Genomic DNA, 16,964 nt, shown 5'->3' on the forward strand with positions numbered 1-16,964 from the left:
GCCCGCGACACGCCCACCGCCCGCGACACGCCCACCGCCCGCGACACGCCCACCGCCCGCGACACGCCCACCGCCCGCGACACGCCCACCGCCCGCGACACGCCCACCGCCCGCGACACGCCCACCGCCCGCATCACTCGAACTTCTCCAGCAGCTCGTCGTAGAGGTCATCACCGTCCTCTTCGGCCAGTTTCTCGACGATGAGCTCCGGCGTCGACCGCGCGAGGTGGTTCTTCACCGGCGAGCGGTTCACCTGCAGTTCACCGTCCTGCAGGCCGAGCGCCTCGATGCCGTCGACCGTCACGTCGACGGCTGCAGCCTCGCGAATCTCGCCCGCCAGATGCGAGACGAACACCGCCGTCGAATCGCTCTCTTCGAGCGCCTCCAGAATACCGGCGATGATGACCGCGCTCGCCCCGGGTTCGGTTATCGATTCGAGTTCGTCGACGAGCACGAGCCGCGTCCGGTCGCCGGCGACGAGCGAGCTGAACTCCCGAAGCGTCGTTTCGAACGCCCCGGCGTCGAGCGTCCCCTGCGTTTTCGCTTGGTAATGCAGCGCCTCGAACCGTTCGACGCGCGCGGATTCGGCCGGCACCGGTAGCCCCATCTGTGCCAACACGACGACCAGAGCGACCAAATCGAGCGTCGAGGTTTTGCCACCGCTGTTGACGCCGGACAGTAGTGCGACCCCATCGACGCCGTAGTCGACCGACTCGATGTCCTCGAAACCGACGTCGAGAAGCGGCGACCGCCCGCCCTCGATTTCGAAGCCACGACCCTCGAACGTCGGGAAGGCGCAGTCGAAATCACGGGCGAACCGTGAGACGGCGAGTTCGACGTCCAGTTCGAGTGCGCCCTCGATGAGTTCGGCGGCCGGTTCGCGCATCTCCCGGAGGTCGTCCGCAAGGTCGCGTTTCAGCCCCGCCGCCCGGCGGTCGCGCTCGGCGGTCAACTCCTCGCGCAGTCGCTCGATGACGCGTTTGTCGTGTTCGACCGGAAACGTGGGGTCGTCGCCGAACGCCTGCCGGGCCATCGACTCGTAATCGTCGACCCCGAGCGCATTGGCGAAATGGTCGCGTGCGGCCTCGACCGCTTCGGCGAACTCGTCGGCCAGCTCCCGTTCCAGAAGCGAATCGGCGCCCGCGCCGCGCTCGACGAGCGACAGCAGATCCGCGCCCTCGATTGTCACGTCCCGTTTCTCGATGGCCTCCCGGAGCCGGTCGTTCGCGACGTTTTCGGCCATCGAGACGGTAGCATCCAGGTCGGCGATAGCGTCCTCGAGGTCGTCGAGCGCGTCGTCGCCTGCAACGGTGCCGTCCTCGTTGAGTCGCACGAGCGCCGCATCAAGCGCTTCGACATCACACGGAGCATCGAGGTCGGCGGCCCGATGAACTGCAGCGGCCGCGCGCAACCGCTCCCGATTGCGAGCGAAGAACGCCAGAGTTCGCTCGGGAACGACGCTTGCGGGGTCATCGAGCGCCTGCGGGTCGACCCGAACGTCACCCTCGACCTCGATTCCGGAGAACTCCTCGTCCAGCACGATGACCGTCGAGTAGCCGCGCGCGAGGTCGGCGATGCCGCGGGCGTCGTCGACCAATTCGACGCTGACCTCGGGAACCGCCTCTCGGGCTTTTGAGTACGCCTCAGCGTCGTTGGTCGCGAGACAGCGGTCACGAACCCGAACGTCGCGGGGCTGTTCGGGCGGCTCGACGCCGGCAAGCGCCTCCAACACCTCGGTCGACGGCTCACGTTCGACGGCCTCGCGCGCGAACGTCCGCACCTCTTCGATGCGTGAGGCTGTGACGCTCGGATACAGCGTCTCCAGGCGCTTTTCGGCATAGCCTGTCACCGCCCGCTCCTGTAGCAGGTCGAGCACCGATTCGTACACTTCGCGTGCCCGCGGCGTAGCGAGAAACTCCCCGTCATCGTCGTGTTGATGCCGAATCGCGGCACGGGCGATGCGGGCCGCTCGCCCTTCGCTGATGCCCGGCGCTCGGGCGAGACCGGCGACGTCACCGGCCGAAAGCGCCGCCGTCGGGTCGTCGAGTTCGGACAGCCGCTCGGCCGTCTTCGACCCGACGCCAGGAATCGCCTCCAACTCGTCGAGTTCCATCTATCATGCCTTGGGCCGTCATGGGGCAAAACTTCATCGGGGATTTTCCGATGCTAGTCTCACTTCCTGCCCCACCTCCTGCCTACCAGAAGCTCATGGATCACCAACCGAGCGCTGGCCGGTGTTCCCGACGTTCGACCAACGCACGATCGCGACGATCGTGCAGGAGGAGCTAGCCGACCGAGGGGAACACCCGGAGGCAATTGCTGAGTGCCGTGAGAAGTACGCTCGGGATCGCTTATTGGCGATCGACGAGGACATCCGGCCGCCGTCGATCACGACGGACGGCGCTCGGTCGATTCTCCAGCGACTCTCAAGCGACGCAGAGATCGACATCGACCATCCCAAACATGACTATCTCGCACCTCACGTCGGTTGACGTGGGATGGGAGAGGTTCTCGTCCGGGCCTTCGGATACACGGTCGCCGCTCGGGATCTGGACAACCCCGAGGAGATGGTTCGGGAACAGTACTCGCATATTGAGGCCGAGGAAACGGGCCGAACAGTCGCTACGCTCCAAGACTATTGACATCCTCCCCGCGCTAAAGCGCGAGGATTCCTCTGCCTTCAGGCGGAGGAAGATGTCGATGGTCGGCCACAGCGAGACAGTGGCCAGTCGTAGAGGTTGCCGCTTCACGCTTGATTCATCGATATCCGACACTGTCGACTTTCGATTCCATAATTACATTCCCTGTTGAGTTGCACTCACCTAAGGAAAACTGCATTAGTTGATGCTTGCGTTGATACAATTATGCTACTGCAGGCGTCGATGATCGATGGGGTTCTTGAGTCCCTCCGCATCGGTGTCGGGTTTCTCTGGACGGCGGCGTGGGCCATCATCATGGGCCTCACTATCACGAGCCTCGTCCAGGTCTACGTCTCCAAGGAGCGAATGGCGCAGGTGCTTGGAGACGGTGACTTCAGTGGATTGACGAAGGCAACCCTGTTCGGGGCGGCCAGCAGTGGGTGTAGCTTCGGCGCAGTCGCCATCGGGAAGGGACTCTTCAAGAAGGGCGCTCACGCGGTCAACTTCTTGGCGTTCATGTTCGCGTCGACGAACTTGATCGTCGAGCTCGGATTGATGATCCTCATCTTGCTGGGATGGGAGTTCCTTCTCGCGGAACTGCTCGGCGGCCTCGTTCTCATCGCCGTTATGGCCGTCATTGTCCATCTGACGCTGCCCGAGAACCTCTTCGATGAGGTTCGCGAAACGCTCAACGAACAGGATCAAGCATCCGGAACGATAGAAGACCCGACCTGTGGTATGGAGGGCAAAGACGAGTACACCCTCACGACTGACGGCGGCGAGACGCTGAAGTTCTGCTCAGAAGGCTGTCTGGAAACGTACCGCCAACAGGCCGCCGGCCACGGTAGCTGGCGCGATGAGTTGTTCTCGTGGGGCGGCTGGTATAAGATCGCAAATCAGTACCGTAAAGAGTGGTCGATGATCTGGAAGGACGTCATCGCGGGCTTCCTGATTTCGGGGTTCGTCATCGTGTTCGTTCCCCAGTGGGTGTGGAACACGCTCTTCCTCCAGGGAGATGGCCTCTTGGTGACTGCCGAGAACGCCATCATGGGCGTCGCCATTGCCGTCATCAGCTTCGTCGGCAGTATGGGCAACGTCCCGTTCGCCGTCGCGCTCTGGGGTGGCGGGATTAGCTTCGCGGGCGTCATCGCGTTCGTCTATGCTGACCTCATCACGATCCCCGTGTTGAACGTCTACCGGAAGTACTACGGCTGGAAGATCATGCTGTACATCCTCGGCGTCTTCTTCGTCACGATGGCGTTCACCGGCTTCCTGATGGAACTGCTGTTCAACGCCCTCGATATCGTTCCGAACCTCGCCGGCGGTGAGACGGCGACCGAGCAGACCTATTTCGAACTCAACTACACGTTCTACCTCAACCTCATCGCATTCGCCCTTACGGGATTCTTGTTGTTCGTCTACCGACGGGGACTGGGTGCGCCTGGTGAATTTAGGGATCCCGTCTGTGGGATGCGAACGGATGATGATGGATCGAGCGCGACGTACGAGAACGAGACGTACTACTTCTGCTCTCGGATCTGCAAGCAGACGTTTGAGGAGGAGCCAGACGAGTATGCAGACCACGGTTCCCGTGCGGCAGAGATGGGGCACGATCACTGACTATTCGTTTAACTCTGGAGGAACAGCAACACACTGGTACCGAACAGCGCAGAGAAGATGGTAATGAATTTTGATCGCGCGAATACATGCCCGACGAACCAGATCCAGTAATGCCCCCGGTGAAGTCGCCATACACAGTCGGATTAAGTAGTACCACTTCCGGCATCGAGAACACGCGCACGTTGATAACAAGGATCCCGAGCAAGGCGAACCCTCAAAGCGCGTCTAAACTGCGGATCCGCTCGGACGGAGGGATTGGGCCAGTGTCGTTCGTCAAGGTAGTCTGTATTGATTGGTCGGGTCAATCAAGTGGCTTCCAATCGGTGCGCGTTCATGAACCCGCGTTTCACTGTGCGGAGAGCCGTCTTCGCGGGCCCGGAGGTACGTTGGCGCAGGCTCGACTCCCTCCGAGTACTCACATGATGTCGATATGGTGAACCAAATCTGAAAAATCGGAACGCCCGGAGATTAGCGGAACCGCCCGAACAGCTTGTAGTCCTGGTTGGGCTCGTAGCGACGGAACAGGAGGCTGTTCGTCAGCACCGACACCGACGAGAACGCCATCGCCGCCGCCGCCAGTACGGGCTGCAACAGGCCCAGGGAGGCCAGCGGAATCATCGCAGTGTTGTACCCGAGCGCCCAGACGAGATTCTGCTTGATTTTCTGGAGCGTCGCGTCGGAGATCCGAATCGCCTTCACCACGTCCAGCGGGTCGTCACGCATCAGCGTCACGTCGGCCGCCTCGATGGCCACGTCAGTCCCAGAGCCGATGGCGGTTCCGACGTAAGCGACAGCTAGCGCGGGTGCGTCGTTGACGCCGTCACCGACCATCATCGCCTGCCGGCCGTCGTCCTGGATGGACTCGACTGCGTCGGATTTGTCCTCGGGGAGAACCTCCGCACGAACGTTGTCGGGGGAGATGTCGACCTGTTTGGCGACCGCGTGGGCAGTCCGCTCGTTGTCGCCCGTAATCATCATCACGTCGACGCCGCGCTCCTGAAGCGCACTCACAGCGTCCTTCGCGCTCTCTTTGACCGTGTCGGCATCGGCGACGACGCCCACGAGCTCGCCCTCGCATGCCACGAGCATTGCCGTCTTCCCCTCATTCTCCAGCCGCTCCATCGTCTCTGCGGCAGGCGATGGGTCGATATCGTTGTCCCGCAGCAGCTTTCGGTTGCCGACCAGCACCTCGCTACCGCCGACCGTGGCTCGGATCCCGTGGCCGGGGACGTTCTCGAAGGCGTCGGGCTCAGTCACGTCAAGGCCGCGCTCCTCCGCACCCTCGACGATTGCGCGAGCCAGCGGGTGTTCGCTGCCGCTTTCGGCCGTCGCAGCGAGCCGAAGCACGTCATCTTCGGAGAGCCGGTCGCGGGCGGTCAACTGCCCACCGTCAGCGGTCGGTTCGCCACCGTCGCCGACCGGTTCGCCGTTGCCACCGAAGACGACGACGTCGGTCAGTTCCATCTCGCCTTCGGTGAGTGTCCCGGTCTTGTCGAAGACGACCGTGTCGACGTCCTTCGCGCGTTCGAGGATGTCACCACCCTTGAACAGAACACCGTGCTGTGCGCCGATGGTGGTTCCAACCATCGTCGCGGCGGGCGTCGCAAGGCCGAGCGCACAGGGACACGCGATCAGGACGGACGATGCGAACACGACGATGGCGAACTCGAAGACAGTGACCGTCCCGCCAGCGGGGGCGGGGCCACCGGCGACCTGGCCCCACAGCGGGAGCCAGTCGACGAAACTGGCCAGCGCCTCGGGGAACAGGAACCAAATGGTACCCCACAGAAGGGCGTTGGCGATGACGACGGGAACGAAGTACGCGGAGATACGGTCAGCGAGGTTCTGGATATCGGGCTGGCGGGACTGTGCCTCCTTGACCGTCTGGACGATCTGCTGGAGGGCGGTGTCTTCGCCGACCTTCGTCGCCTCCACGACAAGCACGCCGTTCTCGTTAATGGTCGACCCGACGACCTCGTCGCCTTCCGCTTTCTCGACAGGGACGGACTCACCGGTCACCATCGACTCGTCCACCGCGGACTGGCCGTCGACGACCACAGCGTCGGTGGGGATTTGCTCGCCAGGCCGGATCTTCATCCGGTCGCCGACCTCGACGTCTTCGAGGGGAACCTCTCGCTCGTTGCCGTCCTCGTCGACGAGGGTTGCGGTATCGGCCTCCATCTCTAGGAGCTTCCGCAGTGCCTCGCCGGCTTGGCCCTTCGAGCGGGCTTCGAGGTAGTTGCCGAGCGTGATGAACACCAAGATTAGCGCTGCGGTGTCGAAGTAGAGGCCGCCAGCGATGGCTTCGAGGAGGACGGCGACCGAGTAAACGTAGGCGGTCGTCGACCCCAGCGCGATCAGTACGTCCATGTTGGCGCGGCCGTTCTTGACGACCGCCTTGTAGGAGTTCTTGTAGAACGGCCAGCCGAGAATCAGCTGGACGGGCGTCGCGAGCGCGAACTCGACCCAGCCGAACTCGATACCGAAGACCGTTTCCGGGACGATGGCACCCCCGAGCAGGTAGTTCTCAGCGAGGAAGAACAGCAGCGGCGCCGACAGAACCGCCCCGAGTAGCGTTAGCCGGAGCTGCTTGCGAATTTCTGCCTGTCGAGCAGCGTCTCGTGCGCTTTGGCCCGAGTCGCCCTCGCTGCCGCTTTCCTCACGGACGGGCGAGTAGCCGGCGTCCTCGATGGCGTCGTAGAGATCGTTCAGGGAAGCCTCCGCCGGGTTGTACGTGACCTGTGCTTCGTCGGTCGCGTAGTTGACGTCGGCGTTGATGACTCCCGGCGTGTCTTCGAGCGCACTTTCGTTCGTGTCGGCGCAGTTGGCACAGGTCATATCGGAGATGGAGATGGTGACAGTCTCCGAGAGCGCGCCATAGCCTGCGTCGTCGATTGCGTCGTAGATCTCTGCGAGTGAGACCTCGTCGGGGTTGTACTCGACGGAGCCCTCGTCGGTGGCGAAGTTGGCGTCCGCCTCCACCACGCCGTCGAGGGATTCGAGGGTGTCCTGTATCGTCGCCGAACAGTTGGCACAGGACATCCCCGTTATGTCGAGTTGTGTTGTTCGGGTTGTCATGCTTGTCCATTACTACGCCCTCCATACTTAGGCCAGTTACTGTTAGCAGGGAACGGGTTCAGACCCAAGGAAAATTTCGATCCCAAAGTGGCGGTCACACACCCTCCTCTAAGCGTTGATATCGCTCTTCGAACCGGGCCAAACAGGACGGGCAACAGAAGTGATAGATCTCGCCGTCGATGCGCGTTGTTTCTCCCTCGTTATCGACTGTATTGCTGCATTCAGCACATGTGAGCGCGAATTCGACACCATCGATCGCTGGCGTCCACTCAAGTTCATCCACGAGCGTCACCGAATAGTCCTGAATCTCGATGTCGTCCAAGAGAGAGTCGATCCACATGCGAACGTTCTGGGCCTCCACACGCGCATAGAACCAGAGCTCGCCTTCTGAAGTCACGAAGACGTGTTCGACTCCATCTGCGTTCCGGAGTCGCTCTCGAACCGTTTCGTGAGCAGATGCTGGAATCTCTAATTGGATAAATACTGGAACGCCTGCCCGGAGCTGTGACCGGCTGATATCGATGGTGAAGTTATTGATGACACCTGCCTCCTGTAACCGCTTGACGCGGTCGGAGACGGCCGGGCCAGATAATCCGACAGTATCGCCGATCTCGCTGTATGGTAGCCGCGCGTTTTCCGCCAGTAAAGAGAGTATCTCGAGGTCGGTCTCGTCCAAATTACGCATAGGGCGTCTTGTGACGCAGGATACTATACTGTTTCCCCAAATAAAGTTTCGATGGGAAAGAATATGGGGGGTATAACACCAGGTTCGAAGCAGAAACTGACATAGAACAGGGGTGCCTATATCCAGTTGGTTATGAGCCAGACGATCTCCGTTGAAGGGATGACCTGCGAACACTGCGAGCAGACCGTCGAAGAGGCTCTCGAAGACGTGGCAGGCGTCACAGCGGCCAACGCAGACCGAGAGGCAGAGGTCGCGAAGATCGAGGGGACTGCGGAATCAGGGGCGCTCGTGGACGCTGTTGAAGACGCCGGATACGACGCCTCGGCCTAACTCCAAAGCACCGCTGTTCGCTCTTACTCGGTATCGTTACTGGAACAGCCGGTCGGCTATTTCCGAGACATTCTCGACGCCTTCCACACGGATACCCGGAACAGAAATACTCTGGTCAGGCGGAACAAACAGCTGATCAGCCCCGAACTCACGAGCCCCACGAGCTTTCGCGTCGATATTTCCGACGGGAAGCAATGTTCCCTCAGTTCCGACAAGCCCGGTCACAAGCGTATTCGTAGTGAGAGACTGGTCTGAGAGGATACTGATAAGCCCCGCCGTGAGTCCGGCTTCCCAGCTTTTCCCCCTGAGAGCCATTCGGTCGTCGCCTGGCGGAGTAAACGAAACCAGAACATCTCGCCCGTCAAGCGAGCTATCACTCATATCTCCCGCCAGTTCGGTCGCCTCCCGAATTGCGAGCTGTATATCGTGGCGGACTTCGACGTTGTCAAGCCCGACGTAGATGTCGCCGGCACCCGGTGTAACGGCGACAGTAAATCGCACAACGATGCCGTTACCGTTCCCATCAGTTGCAGGAAGTGCATACTGAACGGACGAAGTCCCAACAGAGCTACTGGCTAGGGTGGCAAGACGTTCGGTTTTCGGCCCCTCAGCAAGCGCGTGCCCTCCAACCAGCCCACCAACACTGACGGCCCCGAGACCGGCTCCGAGTAGGAACTCTCGACGATCCAAGAGAGACTGTTCGAAATCGTCTATCGGATCCGTTCTCGTGCTCTCCGATGCGTCTTGGTCGGAATCGTTTGAAGCCATTCGTGTTGGTGGGCCCGAGAGTGGTTCGTGAGAACACAGTACAACCTCAAACGTATATAATTGGCCTCCGTTCCCCGTGGTGTGGAGACACAGCGCGTGACCTCCGTTGGTTGGGTACTCATCCTGAGTGCGCTGACAACCGCCGTCGGCACCGGAATCGCATACTGGGGCGAACAGCAGTTACTCTCCCTCGTCGATCCGGCAAAATTTTTCGTGGCAGTTGGCCTTATTGAAGAAGCGCTCGTCCGGCTCGCGCCTCTCATCGCCACGTTCTACCTCTGGAGTTATCGTCGTGGTCACCTTCTCACCAAGACGGAGGGGCTCGTGGCGACAATCGCTTCCGGAGTAACCGTCAGCTCCCTCGAACTTGCTCTCAAACTCGAATATCTGTCCGAACTCGAGCGGGCAGTTCAGTTCGATACGTTGGTGTTACCCGTTATATTCATACATCTCCCACTTGCGCTCGTCGCAGGACGGATCGCGTATGCCCTCGGTGAACGGATTCATAATAACGGGGTCGTCGGTCTGCCCCAATTATCCGGGCGAACACTAATGTCTCTGGTCTGTTCCTATCTGCTATTGGCTGCCGCCCACATCACGTACAACGTGACCCTTTGATGGAATACCGCATACTCGCAAGAAAATCTGAACCGCTTCCGATTTAGTGGCTGTCGCCGAGTGCTTCGCTGATCGTGGTATTGAGTTCCTTGAGTTTCTCCCGAACCTGATCAGATTTGTCTGCCGGCGGCTCTTCAAGCGCCACCTGCTCGTCAGGGTTAGGATCGCCGACGATGATGCTGCCGATCATGCCGAGGCTCTCGTGAGGCGTACAGTAGTAGTGATACACACCCTCAGTTTCGAAGGTATGTTCGAACGTCATCCCCTGTTCAGAGAGGATACCGCTATTCCAGGATGCGGCTCCGTCCGGGACGAGCTGGGGCTGGTCGTTGTCAGGGTGGTACGCTGTTGTCGAGTGGCTACCGTTCTCGTTCGTCCACGTTACAGTTCCGCCAACGGTGACTCGGACGACGTGCGGCTCGAAGTGATAATCCTCGCCTTCGGTTATCATCGTTACTTCGGCCGTATCAGTCGGTTCACCGACCCCTTCGCTGTGACCGCCCTCTTCCTCACTGTGTCCAGACTCCGCAGAAGTCGTTGGCTCAGAACCGCTGTCATCGCCCGATTGATTGCCCGTACATCCAGCGAGGCCGACTGCAGCGGCACCGCCTGTTAGTTGTAGTACTTGGCGACGGGTGAATAGTGAATTCGTCATAGCGTCGGTCACCTTTCATCTGCAGATACCGGGAGTTATCACAAAGGCGTGAAACCTGTTTTGCGTGGCACGCAAAACGGATCTCTATTTAAATACCCGTCTGCAAGTATCGAGTAGTGCGAGGAACAGCTGTGTCCCGCGACGACAGCGCCGATGAACTGCTGGAGCTGCTCGGTGAAGAACGGGTTCGACAGATTATCGCGGCAACGAGCCGTGAACCGTTGTCGGCCAAAGAGCTGAGTGACGAATGCGATGTCGCCCTCTCCACGATATACCGGCGTGTCGAAGACATGATCGCACACGACTTGCTCGTCGAGCGGACACAGATCCAATCAGATGGAAGCCATCACAGCCTGTACGAAGCGAACGTCGATCACCTCAACATCGAGGTCAATGATGGAGCAATCGAGGTTCGTATGCAGGTTCGTGAAGACGCTGCGGAGCGCTTTTCGCGCATTTGGAGCGACATCAGAGACACATAACCATGCACATCGGACTCGTCATCGCAAAGCTCGTCACGGTCGGCCTCGGGTTACTGATCACCTACCAAGCCTACAGGGGGTATCGAACGTATAACAGCGAACCAATGCTGTACGTGGCAGTCGGCTTCTTATTCATCAGTGTTGGAGCCGTTATTGAGGGGGTTCTCTTCGATGTCGTTGGATTGTCGATATTCCTCTCGGGAACCATTCAAACGACTATCGTCGCGGTAGGAATGTTGGTCATCCTGTATTCATTATATGGTCGTATACCACAGTCAAGCTCCAACAAGAAGCAACCATGACCGGACACTGGGAACTCATCTTAATCGGTGTACGCGTGTTCTTGCTCGCACTCGGTCTCGTGACGACGGCCATCAGTCTTCGGGCCTACCGTTACATGAAGTCGGCGATGCCGCTCTGTTTGTTGGTGTCATCTTCGAAGATGGACTCGAGCGCCCGGTCGAGGATGCGCAACCGCTGTTTCGTGTACTCCCGGCAGTCGTACTCCTCTGCGACCCGGAGGGCGGTGTCGATGTACTTGTTCACCGACCCCTGGTGAACGGTCAGGTTCACGCGGCCGCCACACTCCCGACAGTCGCCGGTCAGCGGCATCCGCCGGAACTTCTCCCCGCAGTCGAGACACCGCGTCTCCTGCCGTGAGAAGGCCCGAAGGTTCCCGATGATGTCCGGTAGGAAGTGATATTCGATGACTCGCTCGGCGACGTCGGTCTCGTCGACAGACCTGAGCTTTCGCGCCAGCTCCAGTTGGGCGTCCATCTTCTCCATCATATCCCCGAGCGTCTTATACGCCGAGAGATCGGGCCCTAGGGCGATATCGGTCGTGTCATGGGTGTGTCGGAACCCCCGATACTGGTCTTCGGTGCCGAGCGTGTCCTCGCCGAGTTGAATCAGGTCTTCGACCTCGCCGGGGTCGGCCATCTCCCGCGTCGCCTCGTAGAACTCCCGTGGATACTCCGAGACGATGTCCATGTTGTGCGCCTCGTCGTCGATTTCCGCCGGGTCGATGCGTGAAGACATGACGAGCGGCGCGTCCATCCGACCCCCACGCTGATTCGGCAGGAACGACTTCGAGAAGTTGAGCAAGCCGTCCATGAGGAGCATGACGCAGTCCTCGTCGCCGTCGCATTGCTTTTCTGATAAGTCATTCACGATGAGCGAGTGTGTCGACTCGACGCTCAGACAGTACACGGAGTCGGTTTCTGACTCCCTGTACTCGATCTCGGAAACCGAGTCAAGACACATGTCGTCGGAGCCGCCGTCGAAGACCCGTCGACTTCTCGACTGAATCTCCCGGGTGCGTCGAGATAGGCCTTCGTCCTTCCGGGTGAGATGAAAGCCAACCCGGTTCTCGAACCGGCGAGCGTCCTCCGAAGTGATGTTCAACTCGTATGTCTCCGAGGACATCTCACCGTCGTCTTTCTCGTAGAAATCCGGGAACTTCCGGTGTAACGGAACGGGTTCCGTGACTGAAACCTGCGCTTTGATTCCGAGACGGGTGAGCAGAGCGAGGAGGTCTTCTTTCAATTCTCGACTTACAGTGGTCGCCGTAACGGTCAGCCTGTCCGCGTCGATGCTCCCGTCACCACTGAAATACCCGCTCAGATAGCTGCCGATCAGTTCGGGTGTCGCGCCGAGAATACAGTCGGGAACGCGTTTCGTGTGTGCGAGGGCGCCAGCGTCGAGCACCGTATCGAAGAACGACCGAAGCAGCCGCCCCGAAACCGTCACCTTCGCGCCGTTTTCGACGTAGGGGTTCACGCCGAACTCGGCTTCCAGCACTTCAAGATAGAACTCCCTCATCTCGACCTCCGTCCCACAGAACGTCGTCTGGTGGATGGTTCCGTTCGGGGTTGTCTGTGCTCGAGTGAACCCCTCAGCAGTGTAATACCCCAGTAGGGTCGCGGTTCGTGTATTCAGCTCGATGATGCGGTTTATCTCCGTTCTATCCCGCTTCATACCCAGTTCGATGTCGTCAGGAACGAACTCGAGTAGCTCGTCGACGGTATCGAAGAGCTCCAGGAGAATCCCGACCGGGAAGCTCTCCCGATAGAGATAGTTGCTGAGTGTCTTCTCGCTCATCTCGAGGAACTCGGCGGTGCTGTACAGTGGATAGAACTCCCCATCCCAATCGCCTGCCAGTCTTTCCTCGAAGCGGTCGTAAAGCGCGTCTTTGTCCAGTCCCTTTACGGTTAGACGTTCGGTCTCGATACAGTCCGCCTCGATGAACTCCTCCAGCAGGTCGAACGTCTTCGACTGGGAGTCGATAACGTCGAGATGACTCGGGGTCACCAGTTGGTCGCTCTCGGTCAGGGCCGAAGCTCGCTTTCCGATAATCGAGTCGGCCTCCGTGTCGTAGACCTGCATCTCGTGATCCGGGGTAACGGTTAACTCCCGCCCACTTCGGGTTTCGATGCTGATCACGTGGTCGGTCGACCTGTGCTTGCTGACGGCTTCGACGGGCTGTCGAACCAGCTCGCCCTCCTCGGTTAGTGAGGGTACGTACACGTCCCCGTCGAGTTCCTGGACTAACGTACCGAAGTCGTCGGTTTCGGGGTCTTCCAGTCGCGGTTCGACCAGTGTCTGGATATCCTCGTAGTGCCACCCCTCCTCGTCCTCGTACCAGACTTTCGTCTCGGGATGGAAGCAGTTCCGCCGCTTCGCGGCGTGGAAGTACGGATGGGCGTAGCCGACCGCCGCCGAGGTGAATCCGATGACCCTCCCGACCACTGCGGCGGAGGTGTGGGGTGCCATCCCGAACACGAGTTCCCCGACGAGGTCGTCGCGGTCGTCGAGTTCGTAGTACGGCTCCATGCCGTAATACTGTTCGAGCAGGTCGTCGACGAAATCCGCCGTGCGCATCATGTGTTCGGCGGCGCCGTTCGAGAGGACGACGTCCTGTACCCGGAGTTCGACCAACTGGTCTTCGTGAGTGAGCGGCTGGCCGTGGACGTCCTCCTCGTAGCCGAGTGCCTTCAGCTGGCCGACCGAGACATCGAGTTCGGAGGCCCGCACGGAGGTGACGGGCAGGTCGGTCATGTCGTAGCGGACGGTGCCGTCCTTGAACGAGGAAACGTCGTTCTTCGCCCGGAGGACGCCCTTCTCTATCGGTTCGGGAACCTTGTGCTCCGAGGAGAGCCCCTTGACGCCTTTGAGGACATCGAAGGCGTTTTCGCGCTCCCCGACGTTCGCCAGGGCGTTGCGGTACTCCTCGTTGACGTCGATGGTCTTCATCTGGACGGCGTCGGCCTCGCGCTCACAGCGATGGCAGATCGCGCGGCCGGCCTCGTCGGGTTCGACGTCGATGTCGCAGTCATAACAGACGTAGTTGGGGTCGGTAACGCCGTTGCAGTCGGGACATCGCGCCCGGAACGTTTCGGTGCCGCAGTCGCCGCAGGTGCGACGGCCGACCTGCACCTCGACCAGGCCGGGGGTATCCTGCATCGTCTCGGCGTGTTTGCCGGCGGCGGCGACGTCTCGCTGTGAGCCACCGGCCTCGCCGATGGGGAAGAGGGTGTGGACGGCCGGCGAGAGGTCGCGCTTCTCGGATTTCTCCGGACGACCCATCCGACAGCCGATGCGGGTCGGCGCCCGCTCCTGTATCTCGAAGGGGGCAACCTCGTTGACGGCCTCGATGGCGTTCTCGCCGTCGACCCACTCGCGGGCCTCAGCGGAGAGGTCGTCCCAGGGCTTCTCGAGGTCGTCGGTGAGTCCGAGCGACCGCACCAGCGGCACCGCGTCGGGAATCGTCAGCGTCTCCTCGCCCTGGGTGTGTCCGACGAGAAGCACCTCCAGGGCCTCCCGGACGGGGTCGCTGTCCGGAAGCACGAGCGTGCGCTCGGCGAGTGCGCTTGCGCCCGCGCTTGCTTCCGTTCCTGTCACGGCATCCGTTGAACCGCCCGACTCGCGGGTCGTTCCACTCCCCGCTCGTCCTTTCGAGGTCTCTCGGTGGTCGGCCTCGCTAGCTCCATCGGCTTCGGCCCAATGGCCTTCACTTGCCGCCTCCGCGAGCGCCTCGAACCGTTCGATGTCGAGGTCGTGCCACAGATACGTGTATTCGGGATGCAGCGGCACGTCGTACTCCTCGACCCACTCCAACACCCGCTCCGTACTGGGGTGTTCGAGGTCGACGCGGGGTGCGTCTTCGAGCGCCTGGACGTCCGCGCCGGCCACCACGAGGTCGCCTTTCCACCACTCGGGCGTGTAGGAAGCGGGCGATAGCGGATGGTTATTCTCGACGAACTCGCCGTAGTTGACGAGATACTCGCCCAGATCGAGGATTTCCTCGACGCCGTTTCGAATCTCCAGGGCCTCGGCGGGGTCGTCGATGTGACGGACGTCGCCGTTGGCCAGTTTGACCGTCGGCCCTTCGATCGAATCGACGGGGATGACGCCGGCGGCCTTCCCCGGCCGCTCGGTTTTGATCTGCGTTCCGGTCGCGAGGAAGTCGTCGATGAGATGCATCGTCGCGGGGTGGACGCCCGCCGTCGCGAAGCCGTGATTGCGTGCCCGGCCGTATCGGAGCCGGAAGCCACCCTCCTCGGATGGATGGCCGAACACGGGCCGCCCGGCGATGAGGTCGCGGAGGAACTTCTTGGCCGGCTCCGGCCGTGGTGGGCCATCCGGTTCGCCGTCCTCGGCCTCCTCGTCCGTTTCGGCCTCGCCTTCCTCGCCCGCCGGGCCGTCGTCTTCGTCGGCCGGTGTTTCCTCGCCCTTCGACTCCTTGTAGGAGCCGTCGATGAGGTCTTGCAGCCACGGCCAGTCGACCTCTTCCAGTTGAGAGGTGTAGCGCTGGATCTTCGGCGCCTTCTGTGCGATTCCCTCTCCGAGGACGAGACACATTCCGCCGCGGGCGTTGTTGGTGTCGACCCGTTCGAGGTCGCGGAAGCCGGACACCTCCTCGTCGCCCGTCGCCTCGCCGTCGAGCATGATGGGCATGTTCCGGGCGATGAACTTCGTCTCGGCGTCCTTCGGGGCATACTGCAGGCCGGTCTCGTCGTCGTACAGCCCGAGCTCTTCGGCGTAGCGTTCGACCTCGCTGTCGCGGGGCTGGAACTCTTCGATGCCAATGAGTGCTCGGGCGTAGTCGGCGACGAGCACCGACAGCGCCTGGGCCGTGCCGCCGGCCGAGCGAATCGGCCCGGCGTAGTAGATGTTGATGAACTCGGTACCGTCGTCGTTCTCCAGCAGCTCGACGCGGTCGATGCCCTCGATGGGTGCAGCGACGACGCCCTCAGTGAGGAGCGCGACAGCGGTTCGAACGGCGCCTTCGACCTTGCCGGCGCGGGTGTCGTAGTCGCCGACGCGCCCCTCGGCGAAGTCCTCGGCGAGTTCGAGGGCGGCCTCCTCACGCGAGAGGTCGGGGTCGTCCTCCATCTCCCGGACGCGCTCGGCGACGCCGTCGATGCCGAGGATGTTCTCGACGCGGTCGGCCATGTCCTTCGCGATGGGAATCTCGACATCCTCGGTGGGGTCGCCGCCGCGTTCGCGGGCCCGGCTGGCGACGTCCATCGCCTCATCCAGGCCGGCTTCCAACCGCTCGAAGTACGCCTCGTCGTCGTCTCGCATCTACAGCGGCCAGAGGTCGAGGTCAGTCACGTCGTCGTGAGCGCGTTCGAGCTGCGTGTCGAACTCCCGAACGTATAGCTCGCCGGCGAACGTCGTCGCCGAATCGAGGTGGCCGCCGACCATCGAGCCGTCCTCCCGAGAGAGCGTGACGTGCGTGTGCGCGAAGCGCTCACCGTCTAGGTGGGAGATGTTGCCAAGACACGATGTCACCTCGAACGGTTCGTCGAACTCGACGGGGTAGTACTCCTGAACCTCCTGGTCGTAGAAATAAATCGTCACGTCCTGCACCGCGCCGAGTCCGATGTAGAAGGCGGCGTCGATGTCCTCCTCGTCGGCGAACGCCTCGATCTGCTCGCGCCAGTCCCGTCCGTGTTCCAGTCGGGCGACGAACTCGCGGTCGCCCTCGACGCGCTGATAATCCATACTGGTGGAACGACGGCAGGGAGCAAAAAGCTGTTCTCCCGTCCGTCCCGCCGGGTGCGGCACGGCGCTGTCGCTGTGTC

The 16,964-nt window shown here is 61.3% G+C and carries 12 protein-coding genes and 2 pseudogenes; 6 read left to right on the forward strand and 8 right to left on the reverse strand.

The genetic code is table 11. The annotated features are described in order from the left end of the window. Positions 1-133: 133 nt before the first annotated feature. Positions 134-2,113 carry a MutS-related protein gene (locus ACI8UR_RS02215; protein ID WP_411714767.1) on the reverse strand — a complete coding sequence of 660 codons (1,980 nt, stop codon included), beginning with the start codon at positions 2,111-2,113 and terminating at the stop codon, positions 134-136. An 83-nt stretch (positions 2,114-2,196) separates the two neighbouring features. On the opposite strand from ACI8UR_RS02215, the pseudogene ACI8UR_RS02220 reads away from it, so the two are divergent. Together ACI8UR_RS02220 and ACI8UR_RS02225 are read left to right on the forward strand one after the other, a co-directional pair. Then, positions 2,197-2,642, forward strand: a pseudogene (locus ACI8UR_RS02220) (site-specific integrase); the annotation flags it as partial. A gap of 228 nt (positions 2,643-2,870) precedes the next feature. Beyond that, the gene (locus ACI8UR_RS02225) at positions 2,871-4,259 is read left to right on the forward strand and encodes a permease (protein WP_411714768.1); all 1,389 of its coding nucleotides are present in this window, start codon (positions 2,871-2,873) and stop codon (positions 4,257-4,259) included. Positions 4,260-4,270: 11 nt separating this feature from the next. Here the strand turns inward: ACI8UR_RS02225 and ACI8UR_RS02230 are convergent. The 3 genes and pseudogenes from ACI8UR_RS02230 to ACI8UR_RS02240 all read right to left on the reverse strand — a co-directional run. Beyond that, positions 4,271-4,536, reverse strand: a pseudogene (locus tag ACI8UR_RS02230) (hypothetical protein); the annotation flags it as partial. 191 nt (positions 4,537-4,727) lie between these two features. Further along, complete coding sequence (locus tag ACI8UR_RS02235) at positions 4,728-7,337, reverse strand: heavy metal translocating P-type ATPase (protein WP_411714766.1); 2,610 nt, start codon at positions 7,335-7,337, stop codon at positions 4,728-4,730. Between the two features lie 94 nt (positions 7,338-7,431). Then, positions 7,432-8,022 (reverse strand): winged helix-turn-helix transcriptional regulator, encoded by a 591-nt coding sequence (locus tag ACI8UR_RS02240; RefSeq protein WP_411714765.1) that lies wholly within the window; start codon positions 8,020-8,022, stop codon positions 7,432-7,434. A 132-nt stretch (positions 8,023-8,154) separates the two neighbouring features. Between ACI8UR_RS02240 and ACI8UR_RS02245 the strand changes: the two genes are divergently transcribed. Continuing rightward, on the forward strand, positions 8,155-8,352 hold the full coding sequence (locus ACI8UR_RS02245) for a heavy-metal-associated domain-containing protein (protein ID WP_411714764.1): 198 nt from the start codon (positions 8,155-8,157) through the stop codon (positions 8,350-8,352). Between the two features lie 36 nt (positions 8,353-8,388). Here the strand turns inward: ACI8UR_RS02245 and ACI8UR_RS02250 are convergent, their stop codons facing one another. After that, complete coding sequence (locus ACI8UR_RS02250; RefSeq protein ID WP_411714763.1) at positions 8,389-9,120, reverse strand: hypothetical protein; 732 nt, start codon at positions 9,118-9,120, stop codon at positions 8,389-8,391. Between the two features lie 81 nt (positions 9,121-9,201). On the opposite strand from ACI8UR_RS02250, the gene ACI8UR_RS02255 reads away from it, so the two are divergent. Continuing rightward, positions 9,202-9,738 carry a hypothetical protein gene (locus tag ACI8UR_RS02255; RefSeq protein WP_411714762.1) on the forward strand — a complete coding sequence of 179 codons (537 nt, stop codon included), beginning with the start codon at positions 9,202-9,204 and terminating at the stop codon, positions 9,736-9,738. Positions 9,739-9,781: 43 nt separating this feature from the next. Here ACI8UR_RS02255 and ACI8UR_RS02260 read toward each other — a convergent pair whose 3' ends face one another. Beyond that, positions 9,782-10,393: a plastocyanin/azurin family copper-binding protein gene (locus ACI8UR_RS02260; RefSeq protein ID WP_411714761.1), complete on the reverse strand. Its 612-nt coding sequence runs from the start codon at positions 10,391-10,393 to the stop codon at positions 9,782-9,784. A 131-nt stretch (positions 10,394-10,524) separates the two neighbouring features. Between ACI8UR_RS02260 and ACI8UR_RS02265 the strand changes: the two genes are divergently transcribed. Continuing rightward, a complete protein-coding gene (locus ACI8UR_RS02265) occupies positions 10,525-10,875 on the forward strand; it encodes a helix-turn-helix domain-containing protein (protein WP_411714760.1) in 351 nt (116 codons plus the stop codon). 2 nt (positions 10,876-10,877) lie between these two features. Next, the gene (locus ACI8UR_RS02270) at positions 10,878-11,177 is read left to right on the forward strand and encodes a hypothetical protein (protein WP_411714759.1); all 300 of its coding nucleotides are present in this window, start codon (positions 10,878-10,880) and stop codon (positions 11,175-11,177) included. Positions 11,178-11,268: 91 nt separating this feature from the next. On the opposite strand, the gene ACI8UR_RS02275 is transcribed toward ACI8UR_RS02270, so the two are convergent. Both ACI8UR_RS02275 and ACI8UR_RS02280 read right to left on the reverse strand, forming a co-directional pair. Next, a complete protein-coding gene (locus ACI8UR_RS02275; protein WP_411714758.1) occupies positions 11,269-16,461 on the reverse strand; it encodes an LAGLIDADG family homing endonuclease in 5,193 nt (1,730 codons plus the stop codon). Further along, positions 16,462-16,884: a PPC domain-containing DNA-binding protein gene (locus ACI8UR_RS02280; protein ID WP_411714757.1), complete on the reverse strand. Its 423-nt coding sequence runs from the start codon at positions 16,882-16,884 to the stop codon at positions 16,462-16,464. Positions 16,885-16,964: the final 80 nt, after the last annotated feature.

It is taken from the genome of Natronomonas sp., from assembly GCF_047616845.1.
Classification (GTDB): Archaea; Halobacteriota; Halobacteria; order Halobacteriales; family Haloarculaceae; genus Natronomonas.

What these genes read in the sequence shown, in the direction of transcription:
- ACI8UR_RS02215 (WP_411714767.1), bottom strand. Translation starts at nt 2,113, where the DNA reads ATGGAACTCGACGAGTTGGAGGCGATTCCTGGCGTCGGGTCGAAGACG.
- ACI8UR_RS02235 (WP_411714766.1), bottom strand. Translation starts at nt 7,337, where the DNA reads ATGACAACCCGAACAACACAACTCGACATAACGGGGATGTCCTGTGCC.
- ACI8UR_RS02240 (WP_411714765.1), bottom strand. Translation starts at nt 8,022, where the DNA reads ATGCGTAATTTGGACGAGACCGACCTCGAGATACTCTCTTTACTGGCG.
- ACI8UR_RS02245 (WP_411714764.1), top strand. Translation starts at nt 8,155, where the DNA reads ATGAGCCAGACGATCTCCGTTGAAGGGATGACCTGCGAACACTGCGAG.
- ACI8UR_RS02250 (WP_411714763.1), bottom strand. Translation starts at nt 9,120, where the DNA reads ATGGCTTCAAACGATTCCGACCAAGACGCATCGGAGAGCACGAGAACG.
- ACI8UR_RS02260 (WP_411714761.1), bottom strand. Translation starts at nt 10,393, where the DNA reads ATGACGAATTCACTATTCACCCGTCGCCAAGTACTACAACTAACAGGC.
- ACI8UR_RS02270 (WP_411714759.1), top strand. Translation starts at nt 10,878, where the DNA reads ATGCACATCGGACTCGTCATCGCAAAGCTCGTCACGGTCGGCCTCGGG.
- ACI8UR_RS02275 (WP_411714758.1), bottom strand. Translation starts at nt 16,461, where the DNA reads ATGCGAGACGACGACGAGGCGTACTTCGAGCGGTTGGAAGCCGGCCTG.
- ACI8UR_RS02280 (WP_411714757.1), bottom strand. Translation starts at nt 16,884, where the DNA reads ATGGATTATCAGCGCGTCGAGGGCGACCGCGAGTTCGTCGCCCGACTG.